Genomic DNA, 17,304 nt, shown 5'->3' on the forward strand with positions numbered 1-17,304 from the left:
GTCTACCATTTCTGACATGCGGGTATCCGGCAGTACCGGGCCCCGGCGCAGACCGCCGGGGCGTCCTGTTCGACAACCCGGCCCGGTCGCCCGGGGACTGGCCAGGGTGGTGGTGCGCGCCGCCGACGCGGCGACCCGCCTGGTCACCGGGATGCTCGGGGCCAGCCCGATCTCCGGCCGGGAACGGATCAGCGAGGCAGAACTGCGCGCCCTGGTCGCCGCGAACGACCTGCTCGACCCGGTGGAACGCCGGATCATCGACGAGGTCCTGGTGGCCGGGGCGAGCCTGGTCCGCGAGGTGATGATGCCGCGTACCGAGGTGGTCTTCCTCAACGCCCGGCTCACCCTCGAAGAGGCGGCCAGGCTGGTCCGGGCGGAGACCCACACCCGGTACCCGGTGGTCGACCTGCCGCACGACGACGTGATCGGCTTTGTGCACCTGCGCGACGTGCTGCTCCACCCGGAGGACGACGGGCGGGCCACGATCCGCGAGCTGACCCGGGAGGTCAAGCAGCTCCCCGGCAGCAAACGGGTGCTCGCCGCCCTGACCGAGATGCGCCGGGAGGGGCAGCACCTGGCCGTGGTGGTCGACGAGTACGGCGGCACCGCCGGCATCGTCACCCTCGAAGACCTGATCGAGGAGCTGGTCGGCGAGATCCACGACGAGTACGACGCCGTACCCGAGCCGGTCCTCGCCGGGGCGCCGGCGGTGGTCGACGGCCGGCTCAACCTGGCCGACTTCGCCGAGCGGGCCGGGTTCGCCCTGCCCGACGGCCCGTACGAGACGGTGGGCGGGTTCGTGATGGCCGCACTCGGGCGGCTCCCGGCACCGGGTGACGAGATCCCGGTACCGGTGGAGGCGACCGGTGCCGGCGCAGCCCTCCGTAACCTCGACCCGGGCCCGGCGACCCCGGACGGTGACGACGGAACCGACCGGGGTGGATCCGGCCACGGCTGGGTGCTGCGGGTGCTCGCCCTGGAGGGTCGACGGGTGGCCCGGATCGGCATCTCCCCGGCCCGTCTGCTGGAGCAGCGCCGGGCGCCCCGGTCGACCCCGCCGGACGAGTCACCCGTCCGTACCGCCTGAGATCCGTGCCGGCCGGGAAGGCGCGGGGCCGGGTCAGCGGATCTGGAGCTTGCGCCAGGTCGAGCCGTCCGCCGAGTACGCCACCCAACCGTTGACGAACAGGTCGTACGCGACGTATCCGGCGTCGGTACGCGCCAGTCGACCCACCTCGGGCAGGTTCCCGGTGGCCCGGCCGAAGCTGTGGCCGTCGTCGGCGCTGACGTACCACCCGTTGTCGGAACCGGAGAGCAGCAGCCGGCCGTCGAGCAGGGGCACCGGGTCACCGGTCATCCGGTCCGGCCCACCCACCGGCACCCCGGCCGAGGTACGGGTGAAGTTCCCGCCCCCGTCCGTCGACCGGAACACGCCGCGCAGCTCACCGCCGGGGCCGAGGACCACCGCGTACACCCGGTTGCCGAGGACACCGACCCGTACCGTGCCGGGTCTGCCGTCCGGGGTGTCGAGCGGGGTTTCGGTCCAGGTCGCGCCCCCGTCCCGGGTCACCGCCGCGACCGGGTGCCCGTCCCGGGTTCCGCCGATCCACCAGCCCCCGTCGGCGGTGGCGTCGGTCGCCACCCAGCAGACCCCGATCCCGTCGACGGGGAGGCTGCCCACGTCTGCGAGCTGATCGGCGCGCCAGACCCGTACGGTCTCGGCGCAGCCGCCGTCCGGGGAGCCGCCCGGCGCCTGGCCGCGCAGCCGGTCGCCGGGTTGGAACCCGCCCGCCGCCGAGGTGCCGGCCGGCGCGCCGACCCGCCAGGTACGCCCCCCGTCGACCGAGGTGTACGCGGTGTCCCCGGTGACCGCCAGCCGCCCGCCGGGGAAGGCGAGCAGGTCCATCCCGGTCCGGTCACGGGTGGCACCGGGCAGCTCGGTCACCTGCCAGGTCCCGCCACCGTCCTCGGTCCGGGCCACGCTGGCCGGGCACGGCTCGACGTCGACGCACTCGGAGAGCAGGTAGCCATGGTCGGGGTCGGTGAACTCGATGTCGGTGATCGAGCCGGGCACGCCGGTCACCGGCCCGTTCAGGCCGTTGATGGTGATCCCGTCGTCGGTGTAGACCGGCCCGCCGGGCGGTGCCTGGGCCACCGGTGGCGGTTCGTCGGCCGCCGGGGTCCACGGGTGCAGCAGCAGGGTGCCGGTGACCGCCAGGGCCGCCAGGGCGCCGCCGGCCGCGCCGCGCCCACGCCGCCGGCGTCGGGCCGCCCGGTGCCGGATCCGGGCCAGCGGCGGCTGTTCGATCCGGTCCAGCAGGTCGGTCCGCCCGCGCGCCAGGTGGGCGTCGAGGGGGGTACGGGCTTCGGGCTCAGGCATGGGTCACCTCGGTCGTGCCGGCACGGGGCGGCTGGGCGGGGGTCGCGTCGGTGGTGCCGGCGGGGGTCGGCTGGGCCGGGGTTGTTCCGGGAGGCCCGCCGAGGGATTCGCCGTAGTCGCCGAGCCGGGCGGCGAGCGCGGCCCGACCCCGGTGCAGCCGCGACTTGACCGTGCCCACCGCCACCCCGAGCAGTCCGGCGATCTCGTCGACCGGCAGGTCGGCGAAGTAGTGCAGGACCAGGACCTCCCGGTAGCCGACCGGGAGCCCGGCCAGCGCCTCGCGCAGGTCGGCCCGCTCCGGTCCGGGCGCCGCCTCGACCAGCCGGAGGATCGGGCGGTCCCGGCGCAGGATGGTGTCGAGCAGTTGCCGGCGGCGCCAGCGGCGGCGGACGACGTTGATCGCGACGGTACGCAGCCACGCCTCCGGGTTGTCGACGTCGGTCAGCCCGCGCGGCCGGGACAGGGCCCGGGCGAACGCCTCCTGGACCACGTCCTGTGCCTCGGCGAGGTCGGCGGTGAACGCGTAGACCTGCGCGACGAGCCGCCGGTAGCAGGCGTGGTACAGCTCGCCGATCGCCTCGTCCGCCGTGGTGGACCCACGGCCGTCCTGGTCGCGCACCCGATCGCCACCCTTCAGATCCTCAGCGTACGAGTCCCCGCGAGCGGTCCGGGTTCCCGAGCCGGTGGAGGTCGGGCCGGGTTGGCATAGGCCCGTCATGACGCGGGTCCGGGCTTGCTGTCAGAATTGCCGGCATGCCCGACGTTCCTGCCCGCCCCAGAGTGCTTTCCGGCATCCAGCCGACCGCCGACTCGTTCCACCTGGGCAACTACCTCGGTGCGGTCCGCAACTGGGTGGCGATGCAGGAGACGCACGACACCTTCTACTGCGTGGTCGACCTGCACGCGATCACCGCCGGGCACGACCCGGTGGTGCTGCGCCAGCGCACCCGGGTCGCGGCGGCACAGTTGCTGGCGGTGGGGTTGGACCCGGAGCGGTGCACCCTGTTCGTCCAGTCCCAGGTGCCGGAGCACGCCCAGCTTGCCTGGGTGCTGAGCTGCATCACCGGGTTCGGTGAGGCCAGCCGGATGACCCAGTTCAAGGACAAGTCCGCCAAGCAGGGCGCGGACCGCTCCAGCGTGGGGCTGTTCACGTACCCGATCCTGCAGGCGGCGGACATCCTGCTCTACCAGGCGGACGCGGTTCCGGTGGGCGAGGACCAGCGCCAGCACCTGGAGCTGACCCGGGACCTGGCGCAGCGGTTCAACACCCTGTTCGGGCCGACCTTCACGGTGCCGGCGGCGTACATCGTGCGGGACACCGCGAAGATCGTCGACCTCCAGGACCCGACCGCGAAGATGTCCAAGTCGGCGTCGTCGCCGGCCGGTCTGATCGAGCTGCTGGACGACCCGGCCAAGTCGGCCAAGAAGATCAGGTCGGCGGTCACCGACACCGGCCGCGAGGTCCTCTTCGACCAGGAACAGAAGCCGGGCGTCTCGAACCTGCTCACCATCTACGCGGCCCTCACCGGCCGCGGCATCGAGGACCTGGTCTCGGCGTACGACGGCAAGGGGTACGGGGACCTGAAGAAGGACCTGGCCGCGGTGGTGACCGAGTTCGTCACCCCGATCCAGGAACGTACCCGGGCCTACCTGGACGACCCGGCCCAGTTGGACAAGCTGCTGGCGATCGGTGCGGAGAAGGCCCGTGCTGTCGCCTCGACCACCCTGGCCGCCGCGTACGACCGGGTGGGGTTCCTGCCGGCGGCGCGCAATGACTGACCGGCGGGGCGGCACCGGCCAGATCCGGACCGGGACGACCCGGCGACGTTGAGGGTCGGCCGGCGTGTCTCGCCGGCCGGTGGGCAGAGCGGAGCGTGGTTCGGACGGACGGGTCGCAGCAGACCGAGGGCACCTCGACCCGGATCGGGGTCGCGGTGGACATCCCGCAACCGTGGGGTGACGTGCTCACCCGACGCCGGGCCGAGGCGGGTGACCCGCAGGCGGCGTACGTGCCGGCGCACCTGACCCTGCTCGGGCCGACCGAGATCCCGTTGGACTACCTGCCGGCGGTGGAGGCACACCTGGACAAGGTGGCCGCCGACCACCAGCCGTACACCCTGCATCTGCGGGGGACCGGGACGTTCCGGCCGATCACCGAGGTGGTCTTCGTCGCGGTGGCGGCCGGGATCAGCGAGTGCGAGCTGCTGGCCGAGGCGATCAACGGGGCGCCGGGGCTGGTCCGGGACACCCGTTTTCCGTACCACCCGCACGTGACGGTGGCGCACGACGTCGCCGCCGAGGCGTTGGACCGGGTGTACGAGGACCTGGCCGGCTTCTCCGCCCGGTTCGAGGTACGGAAGTTCACCCTCTTCTCGCACAGTGGTGCGGCGCGCTGGCAGCCGCGTCGGGACTACCTGCTGGGCGGCTGAGACCCCGTGCGGACCCGCGTGGGGCGTACGGTCCGATCTCGTTGCGCGCCCGACGCGCCGAAAGCCGCCGGATCGGCGAGGATGACGGCGTGAACGTCCTGGATCGGGTGGTGTCGCGCGCCGAGCGGCGGGTGCAGGCGTGGCGTGACCGCTCGCCGGTGTTCGACCACTTCTGCCGTGCGGTCGGGCGTTACGTCGAGGTGCTCGGTGGACGGCTCGCCGCCGGGATCGCGTACTACGGCTTCTTCGCGGTGTTCGCCCTCGGCCTGGTCGCGTACTGGATCTTCGGCACGATTCTGGGTGAGAGCGCCCAGGTCAGTTCCGGAGCGGAGCACTTCTTCCGGCAGAACCTGCCGTTCCTCGACCCGGAGCAGATCCAGCAGGGTGCCCGTCGGGTCGGCATCATCGGCCTGGTCCTGCTGGTGATCACCGGCGTGGGTTGGGTGGAGGCGATCCGTTCGTCCCAGCGCCTGATCTACCGGCTCAACCAGCAGCCCGGGTACGTGGTGATCCGGCAACTGATCGACCTGGTGGTGGTCCTCGGGGTGTTCCTGCTGCTGGGCATCTCGGTCGGCGCGGTGGACACCCTGCAGTCGCTGTTCCGGATGGTGTTCGGTTCGCACTCGATCCTGGTCTCGATCACCAGTTGGCTGCTGGCCGTGGTGATCAACATGGTGCTGGCCACGGCGCTGATGTTGGCGGTGCCCCGGCTGCGGATAACCCCGCGCCGGCTGTTCTCCCCGGTGCTGCTGGTGGCGCTGGGGGTGACCCTGCTGAACTCGGTGGGTCGCTACTACGTGATCCGGTTCGAGCGGAACCTGGCGTACACCGCCGTCGCCGGTACGGTCGGCCTGCTGGTCTACCTGTACCTGTTGAACCAGTTGCTGCTGTTCGGTGCGGCGTTGGCGGCGACCAGTCGACGGGGTCGGGTGATCGACCTGGCGGCGGACGACCCGCTGCCGCCCGGTCCGCCCCGCTGAGCCTCGGCGGTTCTCCTCGGCCTGCCGCCCATCGCCACCCACCTATACGGTGAGTGAGATTGTCGCAGCCTCTTGTAACGAAGATCCACTTGATGGCATGCTGTCCCGGTGTTCGCGATCATCGCGTGAGCTGGGCCGACGCCTGTCGTCGACCGGTTCTCGGTACGCGTCACCGATGGGCCCCCGGCGGTTGTCGCTGCCTGAGCTGAGGCGACCGCCGGGCCAGTATCCCGTCCCGACTCGTCGGGATGATCGCCATCCTGAGCTAGGGCAATTCGGGCAAATGCCTACGAGACGGTCAATCGGCCGCCATGATGGTTCGCGTGGGCGCACTAGTGACGCTGGAACTGCCGGACGACTCGCCGATCCACGATCTGCCGTGGATCATCACGTTCGGCCCGTTGGGCGACGACGACGAGTGGGAGCCGGTGGTCTGCGGCCCGTACGAGCGACCGCACGCCCTCGCCCTGGCCGAGTCGGTGGTGGCCGACGAGGATCTGATGGCGGTGGTCGAACCGTTGTTGCCCCGGCTCAGCGCGGACGAGATCCGCGGCGAGATCGCGGCGTCCCGGATCGCGGCCGAGGACGACACGGTCCAGACCGAGGACGCCGACATCTACGGCGACTACGAGGACCTGCTCGAAGACGAACCCGGCCCGGAGACGGTGCAGCAGCACGCCGAGGCGCGACCGGCGCCGAGTCCGGAGGACCTGCGGGCGGGGATGGCCCGGATCGCCGACAAGCTGGGCAACCTGAGCGGCTGACGGAATAACCCCAGTCGCCCGTCGGCGCGGGGCACAACGGACGACCAGGTTGACGCCGGCATACCCGGCCGGCGGCGGTTCGAACCCCTGGGCCGGTCAGCCCCGCACCGGTGTCGCCGCCAGCAGGGCCCGTACGCCCGCGAGGTAGGTTGCCCGGTCCGGACCGTCGGCCAGGATCCGCTGGAGGAAGTAGCCGGGGATCAGACCGAACAGGGCCGTCCCCATGGCCTCGGGATCGGCGTCCGACGGCAGCTCGCCGGTGTCGCGGGCCCGCTCGGCGAGGGCCACGAAGTGGTTGCGGAACCCGGTGTACTTCTCGTTGACGAACTCCGCCAGTGCGGGGTCGCGCAGCGACTCGGCCCAGACCTGGATGGCGATCCGGAGTATGCCGTCCGGGCCGGTCTGGGCGTCGACGAAGGTCAGCGCCCGGTCCATCGCCGCGACCAGGGGTAGTGGCGGGTCGTGCTTGGTGATCTCCACGAAGAGCTGGTCGGCACTGTTGATCACGGTTTCGGCGATCGAGGTGATCAGCTCGTTCTTGCTCCTGAAGTAGCGGTACACGGCACCGACCGAGAGTCCGGCCTCGTTGATCACATCCTGCATCGAGGTGCTGTGGAAGCCGTTGCGCAGGAAGCAGCGCCTGGCCGCGTCGAGGATCTGCTGACGGCGGGCGGCGAGGTGTTCGTCGGAGACGCGGGGCATGACGCAAACAATAAAACGAGCGTTCGTTCTTGACGACCGATCCGGGCCGATGGGACGCTGGGTTTTAAAGAGAACGAACGCTCGTTTTAAGGAGAGGGAGATGGCTCAGCCAGCTCACCGGCTCGGCTCACCGATCGTCGTGGCGGTCCTGCTCGCCGCCGTTGCGGTGGTCCTGCAGGCGCTGCTCGTACCCCTGTTTGCAGCACCGGCGGCGAACCTGGCGCCGCGCGACCTGCCGGTCGCGGTCGCCGGGCCGGCGCCCGCCGCCGAGGCGTTCGCCGCGCGACTGGCCGCAGCCCAGCCCGGTGCCTTCGACCTGCGTACGCTGCCCGACCCGGCGGCGGGCGACCGTGCGCTGCGCGACCGCGAGGTGTACGCCGTTTTTGTCCCCGGCCCGGACGGGCTGACCCTGCGCACCGCCGCCGGTGCCAGTCCCACCGTGGCCGCCCTGCTCACCGAGGTCGCCCGAGGTGGCGGCGTCCCGGTACGGGTGGTCGAGGTGGTGCCGGCCGACCCGGACGACCCGCGCGGCACCGGTTTCGCGGCCGGTTTCCTGCCGCTGGCGCTGGTTAGCGTGCTGGCCGGAGCCCTGCTCGCGCTGCTCGCCGCCAACCGGCCCGCCCGGCTGACCGGCCTGGTGGCGTACGGCGTGCTGGCCGGCCTGACCGGCGCGGCCGTGCTCCGGGGCTGGCTCGGTGTGCTGCCCGGCGACTATCTTTCCAACGCCGGGGCGATCGGCCTGTTCGCGCTGGCGACCGCGGCGATGGTGACCGGGCTCGGCGCACTGCTCGGCCGGGCCGGGATCGGGCTCGGCGCGTTCCTGCTCTTCCTGGTCGGCAACTCGCTCGGCGCGGTGGCCGCCGCACCCGAACTCCTGCCCCGTCCGTGGGGGGACCTCGGCCAGTGGCTGCCGGTCGGTGCCGGGGCCGACCTGCTCCGTTCGGCCGCGTTCTTCGACGGGGCGGGCGCGGGCGCACCGCTGTCGATCCTCGCGGGTTACGCCGCACTCGGCCTGCTACTGGCTGTGACCGGTCGGGCGGCGATCGCGATCACCGAAAGCGCCCCCGCCGACACGGAGAAGAACCGAATGGTGTCGAATTCGGTAGCCTGAGGAATTGTTATTAACGCGGAACTTGGCCAAACGTTTCCGGTTAGTCACCGAGCGGTACGGCTCTGAGCAGGGAAAACTCCCCTTAGTGTCCGTTTAGGTGGTTGTGGCCGATCACGTACCAGCACGAAGAGTGATTTCGACCACGAGAGAGTTACGTGAGGGTAACAGCACCTCAACAGTCGGGCACGATTGTCGGCCGGTGGGTGGGCGCGGGCGTACGCTCCCGTCCTAACGTGGGACGCCGGGTGCAAGGTGCAGGCCGGCTTTTGGGCTGCCACCGCGAGTCGGTGTGCATGGGGAAGGAGACCGTCTTGCGCTCAGTGCGTGGGATGCGGATCGTTTCGGTATTCGCGGTTGGTGGGCTCGCGTTGGGCGTTGCCGCCTGCGGCGAGGCGCCGAGCGAGAGTGGTGGCACTGACGCCGCCGCGAAGAAGTACAACGCATGCATGGTGACCGACGTTGGTGGCATCGACGACAAGTCGTTCAACACCTCCGCCTGGAAGGGCCTGCAGGAGGCCAAGGCGGCGGACAGCAACATCGACATCAAGTACGTCGCCTCGAAGGCCGAGGCCGACTACGAGCCCAACCTGACCCAGTACGTCAACCAGGACTGCGACTTCATCCTCGCGGTCGGTGGTCTGATGGGTGACGCCACCTCCAAGATCGCGAAGGCGAACCCGGACCAGCAGTTCGGCATCGTCGACGCGAAGCTCCCGGAGAGCAACGTCTACCCGATGCAGTTCGACACCGCACAGGCCGCGTTCCTCGCCGGCTACGTCGCGGCGGGCATGAGCAAGACCGGCAAGGTGGGCACCTACGGCGGCATGAAGATCCCGCCGGTGACCATCTTCATGGACGGCTTCGCCGACGGTGTGGCCCAGTACAACAAGGTCAAGGGCAAGACGGTCCAGGTCCTCGGCTGGAACAAGGCCACCCAGGACGGGTCGTTCACCAACGACTTCGTCAAGCAGGACGAGGGCAAGAAGGTCAGCGACACCCTGGTCGCCCAGGGCGCGGACATCGTCATGCCGGTCGCCGGTGGCGCCGGTCAGGGCACCACCGCCGCCGCGCAGGCGTCCGGTGGCAAGTTCAACGCGATCTGGGTCGACGTCGACGGCTGCGAGAGCACCCCGAACTGCCCGGCCCTGGTCACCACCGTGGTCAAGAACATCCCGGACGTCGTCCGGGACGCCGTGACCAAGGCGGCCAAGGGCGAGAAGCTCGCGCACGACCCGGGCTTCACCGGCACCCTCGCCAACAACGGCGTCGAGCTGGCCCCGTACCACGACTTCGACAGCAAGGTTCCGGCCGAGCTGAAGGCCGAGGTCGACAAGCTGAAGGCGGACATCGCCGCCGGCACCATCACCGTCACCTCCCCGGCCCAGCCGAAGTGACGTCGAACCGGCCGCCGGGGGTGAGAACATCACCTCCGGTGGCCGGTTCACCCCAGCAGCAGCGACAGCCGGCCGCGCCGGCATTCGGGGTAGCACCCCGGACGCCGGGGCGGCCGTGTCGCGCCACGCCCGGCCGCACCCGGCCCGGACAGCCCCTGAGCGTACGTTCAGGCAGGCGCCGTACGATGCTCAGCCGTCGGCCGAACGGGTCGACACGGCTGACCCGTTCCCCCTCCCGCCCCGCCCCGGTGGCGGCTAGGCTGCACCATCGCCCGCACTCCAGGAGGTTGCGCTGAGACTCGAACTGCGCGGCATCACCAAGCGGTTCGGTGACCTGGTCGCCAACGACCACATCGATCTGACGGTAGAGCCCGGAGAGATCCACGCGCTTCTCGGAGAGAACGGCGCGGGCAAGTCCACTCTGATGAACGTGCTGTACGGCCTGATCCAGCCCGACGAGGGCGAGATCCTGGTCGACGGCGCCCCACTGCGGATCAAGGGCCCGGCGGACGCCATCGGTGCCGGGATCGGCATGGTGCACCAGCACTTCATGTTGGTGCCGGTCTTCACCGTCACCGAGAACGTCATGCTCGGCGCCGAGCAGGTACGCGGCGGCATCGCCGGGTTCCTCGACAAGCGGCGGGCCCGCAAGCTGGTGGCCGACGTCTCCGCCCGCTACAACCTGCGGGTGGACCCGGACGCGGTGATCGAGGACCTCCCGGTCGGCGTGCAGCAGCGGGTCGAGATCGTCAAGGCGCTGACCCGCGACGTCGACCTGTTGATCCTGGACGAGCCGACCGCGGTGCTAACCCCGCAGGAGACCGACGAGCTGCTCGCGGTGATGCGGGCGCTCAAGGAGTCCGGCAAGTCGATCGTGTTCATCACGCACAAGCTCAAGGAAGTCAAGGCGATCGCCGACCGGATCACCGTGATCCGGCGCGGCCGGACCGTCGGTACGGCGAGCCCGCAGGCCAGCGAGGACGAACTGGCCGCCCAGATGGTCGGCCGTACGGTCAATCTCCTGGTCGACAAGGGTCCCGCCGATCCGGGTGAACCGGTCCTGGAGATCGAGGGGCTGGTCGTCGACGACGAGCGCGCCTACCGGGCGGTGGACGGCGTCGACCTGACCGTGCGGGCCGGTGAGGTGCTCGGCATCGCCGGGGTGCAGGGCAACGGCCAGACCGAACTGGTCGAGGCGATCATGGGCCTGCGGCCGGTGCTGGCCGGCTCGGTGAGCCTGGTCGGGCAGCGGATCGACGGCTGGACCACCAAGAAGGTGCTCCGGGCCGGGGTCGGCTACGTCCCCGAGGACCGCAGCGTCGACGGGTTGGTCAAGGAGTTCAGCGTCGCCGAGAACCTGGTGCTGGACATCTACGACCAGCCGCCGTTCGGGGCCGGGCTCCGGCTGCGTCCGGAGGAGATCGCCCGGTCGGCGGCCGAGCGGATCGAGCAGTTCGACGTCCGTACGCCCAGCGCGGACGCGGCCGTCGGCACGCTCTCCGGCGGCAACCAGCAGAAGGTCATCGTGGCCCGGGAGCTATCCCGCCCACTGAAGCTCTTCGTCGCCGCGCAACCGACCCGCGGCGTCGACGTCGGCTCGATCGAGTTCATCCACCAGCGAATAGTGCGCGAGCGGGACATCGGCACCGCCGTATTGTTGATCTCCAGCGAGTTGGACGAGGTGATCGGCCTGGCCGACCGGATCGCGGTGATGTACCGCGGCCGGATTCTCGGCATCGTCGGCCCGGACACCCCCCGCGAGGAGATCGGGCTGCTGATGGCCGGGATCACCGACGAGTCGGCCACCCCGACTCCCGGTAGCACCCCTGCGGACGAGGAAACGGCATGAGCGAGCGGAGCGAGCGAATCATGGGGCTCAGTGCGTTTGTGCCTCGTGACGGCGGCGAGCGAAGCGAGGCGTCGGCATGAGCGAGTTGGCTGGTGGGGCGTCGCCGGACAAGGATCCGGCGGACCAGGCGCGGGCCGCGCGATCCGCGGCCGCGAACGCCGACCCGCCGAAGCCGGGTACGGGCGACGAGCCCACCACCCCGCCCGGCCGTGGTCCGGTCCTGCTGCGCAGCTTCCTGCAGAACCTCTGGGCGGCCAACACCGTCACGGTGACGGTGCTGGCCATCGTGCTGGCGACGGTGATCGGCGCGATCCTGATCATCATTTCCGACCCGGAAGTGCTGCACACCTACAGCTACATCACCGCCCGGCCGCAGGACGCGCTGAACTCGAGCTGGTCGGTGGTCAGTGAGGCGTACGCCAACCTGTTCAAGGGCGCGGTGTTCGACCCGGCGGCCGTACAGGGCTGGATCAACGGCACGAATGGCTGGGAACTGGTCTTCGCGCCGATCTCCGAGACGCTGACGTACACCGCACCGTTGGTCTTCACCGGGTTGGCGGTGGCGCTGGCGTTCCGGGGCGGGCTGTTCAACATCGGCGCACAGGGTCAGGCCACGCTCGGCGTGATCGTGGCCGCGCTGGCCGGCTTCCTGATCCCGCTGCCGCCGGTGATCCACCTGATAGTGGCACTGGTCGCCGGTGCGCTCGGCGGGGCGATCTGGGGCTTCATCCCGGGCTTCCTGAAGGCACGGACCGGCGCACATGAGGTGATCAACACGATCATGCTCAACTACGTCGCCGTCTACCTGCTCTCCTGGGTGATCCTGCAGAAGGTCGTCCACGACCCGAACCGGACCGACGCGATCAGCCGCCCGGTCGACTCGTCGGCCCAACTGCCCCGGCTGCTTGGCAGCGACCTGCGGGTGCACGCCGGGATCCTGCTCGCGGTGGTCGCCACCGGGGTGGTCGCCTGGCTGCTCAACCGGTCCACGTTCGGCTTCGAGCTGCGCGCGGTCGGTGCCAACCCGGACGCCGCCCGGACCGCCGGCATCAGCGTCACCAAGACGTACGTGCTGCTCATGGTGATTTCCGGGGCGCTGGCCGGACTCGGTGGGGCGAACATGGTGGTCGGCTCCACGGCCAGCGCGCTCACCCCGCTGGTGGTGGCACAGATCGGCTTCGACGGCATCCTGGTGGCCCTGCTCGGGCGGGTGAAGCCCTGGGGCGTCCTGCTCGCCGCGCTGCTGTTCGGCGCGTTGCAGGCCGGCGGCAACCGGATGCAGTCGTACGCCGGGATCTCGCTGGAGCTGGTGACCGTGCTGCAGGCGCTGATCGTCATCTTCATCGCCGCACCCGCCCTGATTAAGGCGATCTTCCAGCTCCGCGCCGCGCGAGCCGCCAGATTGCAGACGAGCCTGGCGAAGGGCTGGTAGTCGATGTCCACGATGGCAGTGGGGGATGTCGCTCTGGCCCCCGTACACCAGGGGTTCTGGACCCGTAACCGGCGGATCGGCCTCGGGCTGCTCGTCTTCGGCCTGGCCGCGGCGATCGCGTTCGGGGCGCTCGCCACCGGCGAGCTGGCCCGGTTCACCCTCAGCGAGGACGCGGCCGGTGCCGCACTGGAGATCAACGGTACGGCCGGCGCCATCCTGTTCGGCCTGATCGCCGCCGCGGCCGGTGGTGCGCTGCTGTTCGGGGTGCCCAAGCGCTGGTTCACGCTCCTGCTCGGCATCGGCGTGGTCGGCTTCGTCCTCTCCTTCCTCTGCTGGCAGGTCTCGGCCGCCCCGGCGGGGCAGAACTTCATGCCCCTGGTCAACATCGTCCGGAACACCTTCCTGCTGGCCCTGCCGCTGATCTTCGGGGCGCTGGCCGGGGTGCTCTGCGAACGCTCCGGTGTGGTCAACGTGGCGATCGAGGGCCAGTTGCTGATGGGCGCCTTCGCCGGTGCCCTCTTCGGCTCGCTCACCGGGAGCGTCTGGGTCGGGCTGGTCGCGGCGGCCATCGGCGGCGCGTTCATCTCGCTGCTGCTCGCCGTCTTCTCCATCCGCTACCTGGTCGACCAGGTGGTCATGGGCATCGTGCTGAACCTGCTCGCGGTCGGCCTGACCGGGTTCCTCTACGAGCGGCTGATGCAGACCGACGCGGCGACGTACAACCAGCCGCCGCACTTCGGCAACTGGTCGATCCCGGTGCTGTCGGAGATCCCGGTGATCGGGCCGGCGATCTTCGAGAGCAACATCTTCCTCTACCTGGCGCTGGTCCTGGTGCTGGTGATCCACTTCGGGTTGTTCCGGACCCGCTGGGGGCTGCGGACCCGGTCGGTCGGCGAACACCCGACCGCCGCCGACACCCTCGGCGTACGGGTGCTCCGGCTGCGCTACCGCAACGTGCTGCTCGCCGGCGCGGTCGCCGGGATCGGCGGTGCCTCGTACACCCTGGCGCTCTACACCTTCAGCAAGAACATGATCGGTGGTAAGGGGTTCATCGCCCTGGCCGCGCTGATCTTCGGCCGGTGGAGCCCGACGGGGGCCCTGCTCGCCGCGCTCTTCTTCGGCTTCGCCGACCAGCTCGGCACCTACCTGAGCGCGATCAACAGCGTCATCCCCAGCGACTTCCTGGCGATGCTGCCGTACCTCGCCACCATCCTGGCCGTCGCCGGGCTGGTCGGCCGGGTCCGGGCACCGGCCGCGGACGGCAAGCCCTACATCAAGGGCTGATCGGACAAGCGCAAGCGCGCAGCGCCGGTCGGTTGGCGGGTCTGACCAGCGGCGGGGCAGGATGGGGACGTGACTATGGAGATCGACTGGGTGCAGCTACGGGCCGCCGCGACCGAGGCCATGCGGCACGCGTACGCCCGGTATTCGAACTTCCCGGTCGGCGCGGCCGGGCTGGTCGACGACGGCCGGGTGGTGGTCGGCTGCAACGTGGAGAACGCCGCGTACGGCGTGACCCTCTGCGCCGAGTGCGGGGTGATCTCCGCCCTGCACGTCACCGGCGGGGGCCGGCTGGTCGCCCTCTCCTGCGTCGACGCCACCGGAGAGCCGCTGATGCCCTGCGGCCGGTGCCGGCAACTGCTCTGGGAACACGGCGGACCGGACTGCCTCGTCGAGGCGTACCCCCGGCCGCTGCGGATGGACGAACTGCTGCCGCACGCGTTCGACGTGGCGGACCTGGAAGCGGTCGTCGCACCACCGGTGCTGCCGACCGTGCCGGAACGCCTCGCCGCCTGGCGGGGGCGGGGCACCGTTTTCGTCCACCCGGACGTCTCCGGCGGGCAGCAGGTCTGGACCGGGTACTGGGAGCGGTCCGCGGGTGACGGCGGTGACGAGCCCACCGGAGTGCTGGAGGAGGCGCCGAGCTGGGAGAAGCCGGACGACGCGGTGGCCTGGGGCCACGCCCGTACGCCCCGGGTGGTGGTGGTCGACGCGGCCGGCACCCTCTACTGGGCCGGGGAGGGCGAACCGCCGATGGAGATCCCCGTCCGCTGGCCCGGATCCGACATCGACTGACCCGGCAACTCACCTGGTCCGCGCACGGGACCGAACCCGGTGCGGTCAGATCCGATCTCTCTCACAAGGCAGGGTGGAAGGCTCATGAGCACGTTCAGTGCGGTCGAGGTGATCCGGACCAAGCGGGACGGTGGGGTGCTCAGCGACGGGCAGATCGACTGGGTGGTCGACGCGTACACCCGGGGGCTGGTCGCGGACGAGCAGATGTCGGCGCTCGCCATGGCCATCCTGCTGCGCGGCATGACCCCGGCGGAGATCGCCCGGTGGACCGCCGCGATGATCAACAGCGGGGAACGGCTCGACCTGTCCGGCGTACGTCGCCCGACCGTGGACAAGCACTCCACCGGTGGCGTCGGTGACAAGATCACGCTGCCGTTGACCCCGCTTGTCGCCGCCTGCGGTGCCGCCGTACCGCAGCTCTCCGGTCGGGGTCTCGGCCACACCGGCGGCACCCTGGACAAGCTCGAGTCGATTCCCGGCTGGCGGGCCGCGCTCAGCAACGACGAGTTCATCGACCAACTCGCCGGCACCGGCGCGGTCATCTGCGCGGCCGGCGACCACCTGGCCCCGGCCGACCGCAAGCTGTACGCCCTGCGCGACGTCACCGGCACGGTCGAGGCGATCCCGCTGATCGCCAGCTCGATCATGAGTAAGAAGATCGCCGAGGGGACCGGCGCCCTGGTGCTCGACGTGAAGGTCGGCAGCGGAGCGTTCATGAAGTCCGTCGACGACGCCCGTGAACTCGCCCGGACCATGGTCGAACTCGGCACCGCGCACGGCGTACGCACCGTCGCCCTGCTCACCGAGATGTCCACCCCGCTGGGCCTGGCGGTCGGCAACGCCGTCGAGGTGACCGAGTCGGTCGAGGTGCTGGCCGGCGGTGGACCCGCCGACGTGGTGGAGCTGACCCTCGCGCTCGCCCGGGAGATGCTCGACGCCGCCGGGCTGACCGACGTCGACCCCGAGCCGGCACTGCGCGACGGTCGGGCGATGGACTCCTGGCGGGCCATGATCCGGGCCCAGGGCGGGGACCCGGACGCGCCCCTGCCGGTGGCGAACGAGACCGAGCTGGTCCGCGCCGACCGGGACGGGTACGTGTCGACCGTGGACGCGTACACCATCGGGGTGGCCGCCTGGCAGCTCGGCGCCGGGCGGGCCCGCAAGGAGGACCCGGTCAGCGCCGGCGCGGGTGTGCTGCTGCACAAGCGTCCGGGTGACCGGGTACGCGCCGGTGACGTCCTCTACGAGCTGCGCGCCGACACGGCCTCCCGGATCCCGGCGGCACTCGCCACGGCCGCCGCCGCGGTCACCGTCACCGACGCCGCCCCGGTACGGCCGCCACTGGTCATCGAGCGGATCGGCTGACCGGTGAGCCGTTCGGTCAGCCCACCCGGTACGACCGGCGGGGCGGCATGGTGCCGGCGCCCGGCAGCCGCTATTCTCGCTGGCCAGGGGGACCATCCGGCGCTGAGCCGCTGAAGACTTGCAGGGACGAAGCCGTGACCGTACCCGCTCCCGACCCCCGCGCCGTGCGAACGGCCAACCTCGACGAGATGAGCCGCCTCGGGCTCCCGCTGCCACCCGCCCAGTTCCCGCTCGTCTGGGAACCGGGCGACGAGGTGGAACTGCGGCCGACGGCCGAGATCGAGGCCCGGCTCGCGGTTCTGCAGGTCGTGCTGGCCCGCTGCTTCGGCATGCCGGCCGAGGCCGGGATGAGCTGGCTGCTCGGCTCGCACCTGGTCGAGACCGTCACCCCGCCGGAGTGGCAGTTCGTGATGGGCGGCCGGGGTGACCACCGCTCGTTCGTACTGCACCACGACGCGGCCTTCGCGCTCGCCTGGGTGCTCGGGCTGACCAAGCACCTCGACCCGTCGGAGCCCACCGACGAGCGGTTGACCGAGCTGCTGCCGAACCTGGTGGGGGGGGAGACGTTCGCCCAGTGGCGTTCGCGGACCCTGGTCGCGCCCAGGGACGCGGTGGAGGTCGCCGCCCTGCTCGACTTCTACTACTGCCTCGACTGGGGACACCTGGAACTGGAGCGGCTCGGCGGGACACACCCGAGCCTGATCGACGCGAACGCGATCGGTCAGCGCCGGTGGGCGCTGGAGTGGGCGGTGATCCTGCGCGGCCCGTACCACGACCCGCCGGCCGGCTGGGAGGAAGTCGACCTGTCGACCTGATCCCCGC

General features: G+C 70.9%; 15 protein-coding genes and 1 pseudogene. 13 read left to right on the plus strand and 3 right to left on the minus strand.

Going from position 1 to position 17,304, the window contains the following annotated elements:
* The first annotated feature begins 16 nt into the window (after window positions 1-16).
* Window positions 17-1,087, plus strand: a complete 1,071-nt coding sequence (locus OIE47_RS17300; RefSeq protein WP_326562504.1) for a hemolysin family protein — start codon at window positions 17-19, stop codon at window positions 1,085-1,087.
* Between the two features lie 33 nt (window positions 1,088-1,120).
* Here the strand turns inward: OIE47_RS17300 and OIE47_RS17305 are convergent, their stop codons facing one another.
* Complete coding sequence (locus OIE47_RS17305; protein WP_326562505.1) at window positions 1,121-2,380, minus strand: WD40/YVTN/BNR-like repeat-containing protein; 1,260 nt, start codon at window positions 2,378-2,380, stop codon at window positions 1,121-1,123.
* A 109-nt stretch (window positions 2,381-2,489) separates the two neighbouring features.
* Window positions 2,490-2,999, minus strand: a pseudogene (locus OIE47_RS17310) (RNA polymerase sigma factor); the annotation flags it as partial.
* 134 nt (window positions 3,000-3,133) lie between these two features.
* On the opposite strand from OIE47_RS17310, the gene trpS reads away from it, so the two are divergent.
* The 4 genes from trpS (at window position 3,134) to OIE47_RS17330 (ending at window position 6,553) form a co-directional block, all read left to right on the plus strand.
* Entirely contained in the window at window positions 3,134-4,159 is a 1,026-nt protein-coding gene (trpS, locus tag OIE47_RS17315; protein ID WP_326562507.1) for a tryptophan--tRNA ligase, read from the plus strand.
* A 95-nt stretch (window positions 4,160-4,254) separates the two neighbouring features.
* On the plus strand, window positions 4,255-4,809 hold the full coding sequence (locus OIE47_RS17320) for a 2'-5' RNA ligase family protein (RefSeq protein WP_326562508.1): 555 nt from the start codon (window positions 4,255-4,257) through the stop codon (window positions 4,807-4,809).
* A gap of 89 nt (window positions 4,810-4,898) precedes the next feature.
* On the plus strand, window positions 4,899-5,789 hold the full coding sequence (locus tag OIE47_RS17325) for a YihY/virulence factor BrkB family protein (protein ID WP_326562509.1): 891 nt from the start codon (window positions 4,899-4,901) through the stop codon (window positions 5,787-5,789).
* A 323-nt stretch (window positions 5,790-6,112) separates the two neighbouring features.
* Complete coding sequence (locus OIE47_RS17330; protein WP_326562510.1) at window positions 6,113-6,553, plus strand: hypothetical protein; 441 nt, start codon at window positions 6,113-6,115, stop codon at window positions 6,551-6,553.
* A 96-nt stretch (window positions 6,554-6,649) separates the two neighbouring features.
* Here OIE47_RS17330 and OIE47_RS17335 read toward each other — a convergent pair whose 3' ends face one another.
* Window positions 6,650-7,255 carry a TetR/AcrR family transcriptional regulator gene (locus OIE47_RS17335; RefSeq protein WP_326562511.1) on the minus strand — a complete coding sequence of 202 codons (606 nt, stop codon included), beginning with the start codon at window positions 7,253-7,255 and terminating at the stop codon, window positions 6,650-6,652.
* A gap of 100 nt (window positions 7,256-7,355) precedes the next feature.
* On the opposite strand from OIE47_RS17335, the gene OIE47_RS17340 reads away from it, so the two are divergent.
* The 8 genes from OIE47_RS17340 (at window position 7,356) to OIE47_RS17375 (ending at window position 17,297) form a co-directional block, all read left to right on the plus strand.
* The gene (locus OIE47_RS17340) at window positions 7,356-8,366 is read left to right on the plus strand and encodes a hypothetical protein (protein WP_326562512.1); all 1,011 of its coding nucleotides are present in this window, start codon (window positions 7,356-7,358) and stop codon (window positions 8,364-8,366) included.
* Window positions 8,367-8,695: 329 nt separating this feature from the next.
* Window positions 8,696-9,760 (plus strand): BMP family lipoprotein, encoded by a 1,065-nt coding sequence (locus OIE47_RS17345; protein WP_326563139.1) that lies wholly within the window; start codon window positions 8,696-8,698, stop codon window positions 9,758-9,760.
* Window positions 9,761-10,112: 352 nt separating this feature from the next.
* Window positions 10,113-11,609 carry an ABC transporter ATP-binding protein gene (locus OIE47_RS17350; protein ID WP_326563140.1) on the plus strand — a complete coding sequence of 499 codons (1,497 nt, stop codon included), beginning with the start codon at window positions 10,113-10,115 and terminating at the stop codon, window positions 11,607-11,609.
* 76 nt (window positions 11,610-11,685) lie between these two features.
* Window positions 11,686-13,041, plus strand: coding sequence for an ABC transporter permease (locus tag OIE47_RS17355; RefSeq protein WP_326562513.1), 1,356 nt, complete (start codon window positions 11,686-11,688; stop codon window positions 13,039-13,041).
* A 3-nt stretch (window positions 13,042-13,044) separates the two neighbouring features.
* The gene (locus OIE47_RS17360; RefSeq protein ID WP_326562514.1) at window positions 13,045-14,325 is read left to right on the plus strand and encodes an ABC transporter permease; all 1,281 of its coding nucleotides are present in this window, start codon (window positions 13,045-13,047) and stop codon (window positions 14,323-14,325) included.
* Between the two features lie 75 nt (window positions 14,326-14,400).
* On the plus strand, window positions 14,401-15,117 hold the full coding sequence (locus tag OIE47_RS17365) for a cytidine deaminase (RefSeq protein WP_326563141.1): 717 nt from the start codon (window positions 14,401-14,403) through the stop codon (window positions 15,115-15,117).
* A gap of 84 nt (window positions 15,118-15,201) precedes the next feature.
* Window positions 15,202-16,482 (plus strand): thymidine phosphorylase, encoded by a 1,281-nt coding sequence (locus OIE47_RS17370; protein ID WP_326562515.1) that lies wholly within the window; start codon window positions 15,202-15,204, stop codon window positions 16,480-16,482.
* A gap of 188 nt (window positions 16,483-16,670) precedes the next feature.
* The gene (locus tag OIE47_RS17375; protein WP_326563142.1) at window positions 16,671-17,297 is read left to right on the plus strand and encodes a DUF4272 domain-containing protein; all 627 of its coding nucleotides are present in this window, start codon (window positions 16,671-16,673) and stop codon (window positions 17,295-17,297) included.
* Window positions 17,298-17,304 lie beyond the last annotated feature (7 nt).

This window comes from Micromonospora sp. NBC_01796 (genome assembly GCF_035917455.1).
Classification (GTDB): Bacteria; Actinomycetota; Actinomycetes; order Mycobacteriales; family Micromonosporaceae; genus Micromonospora_G.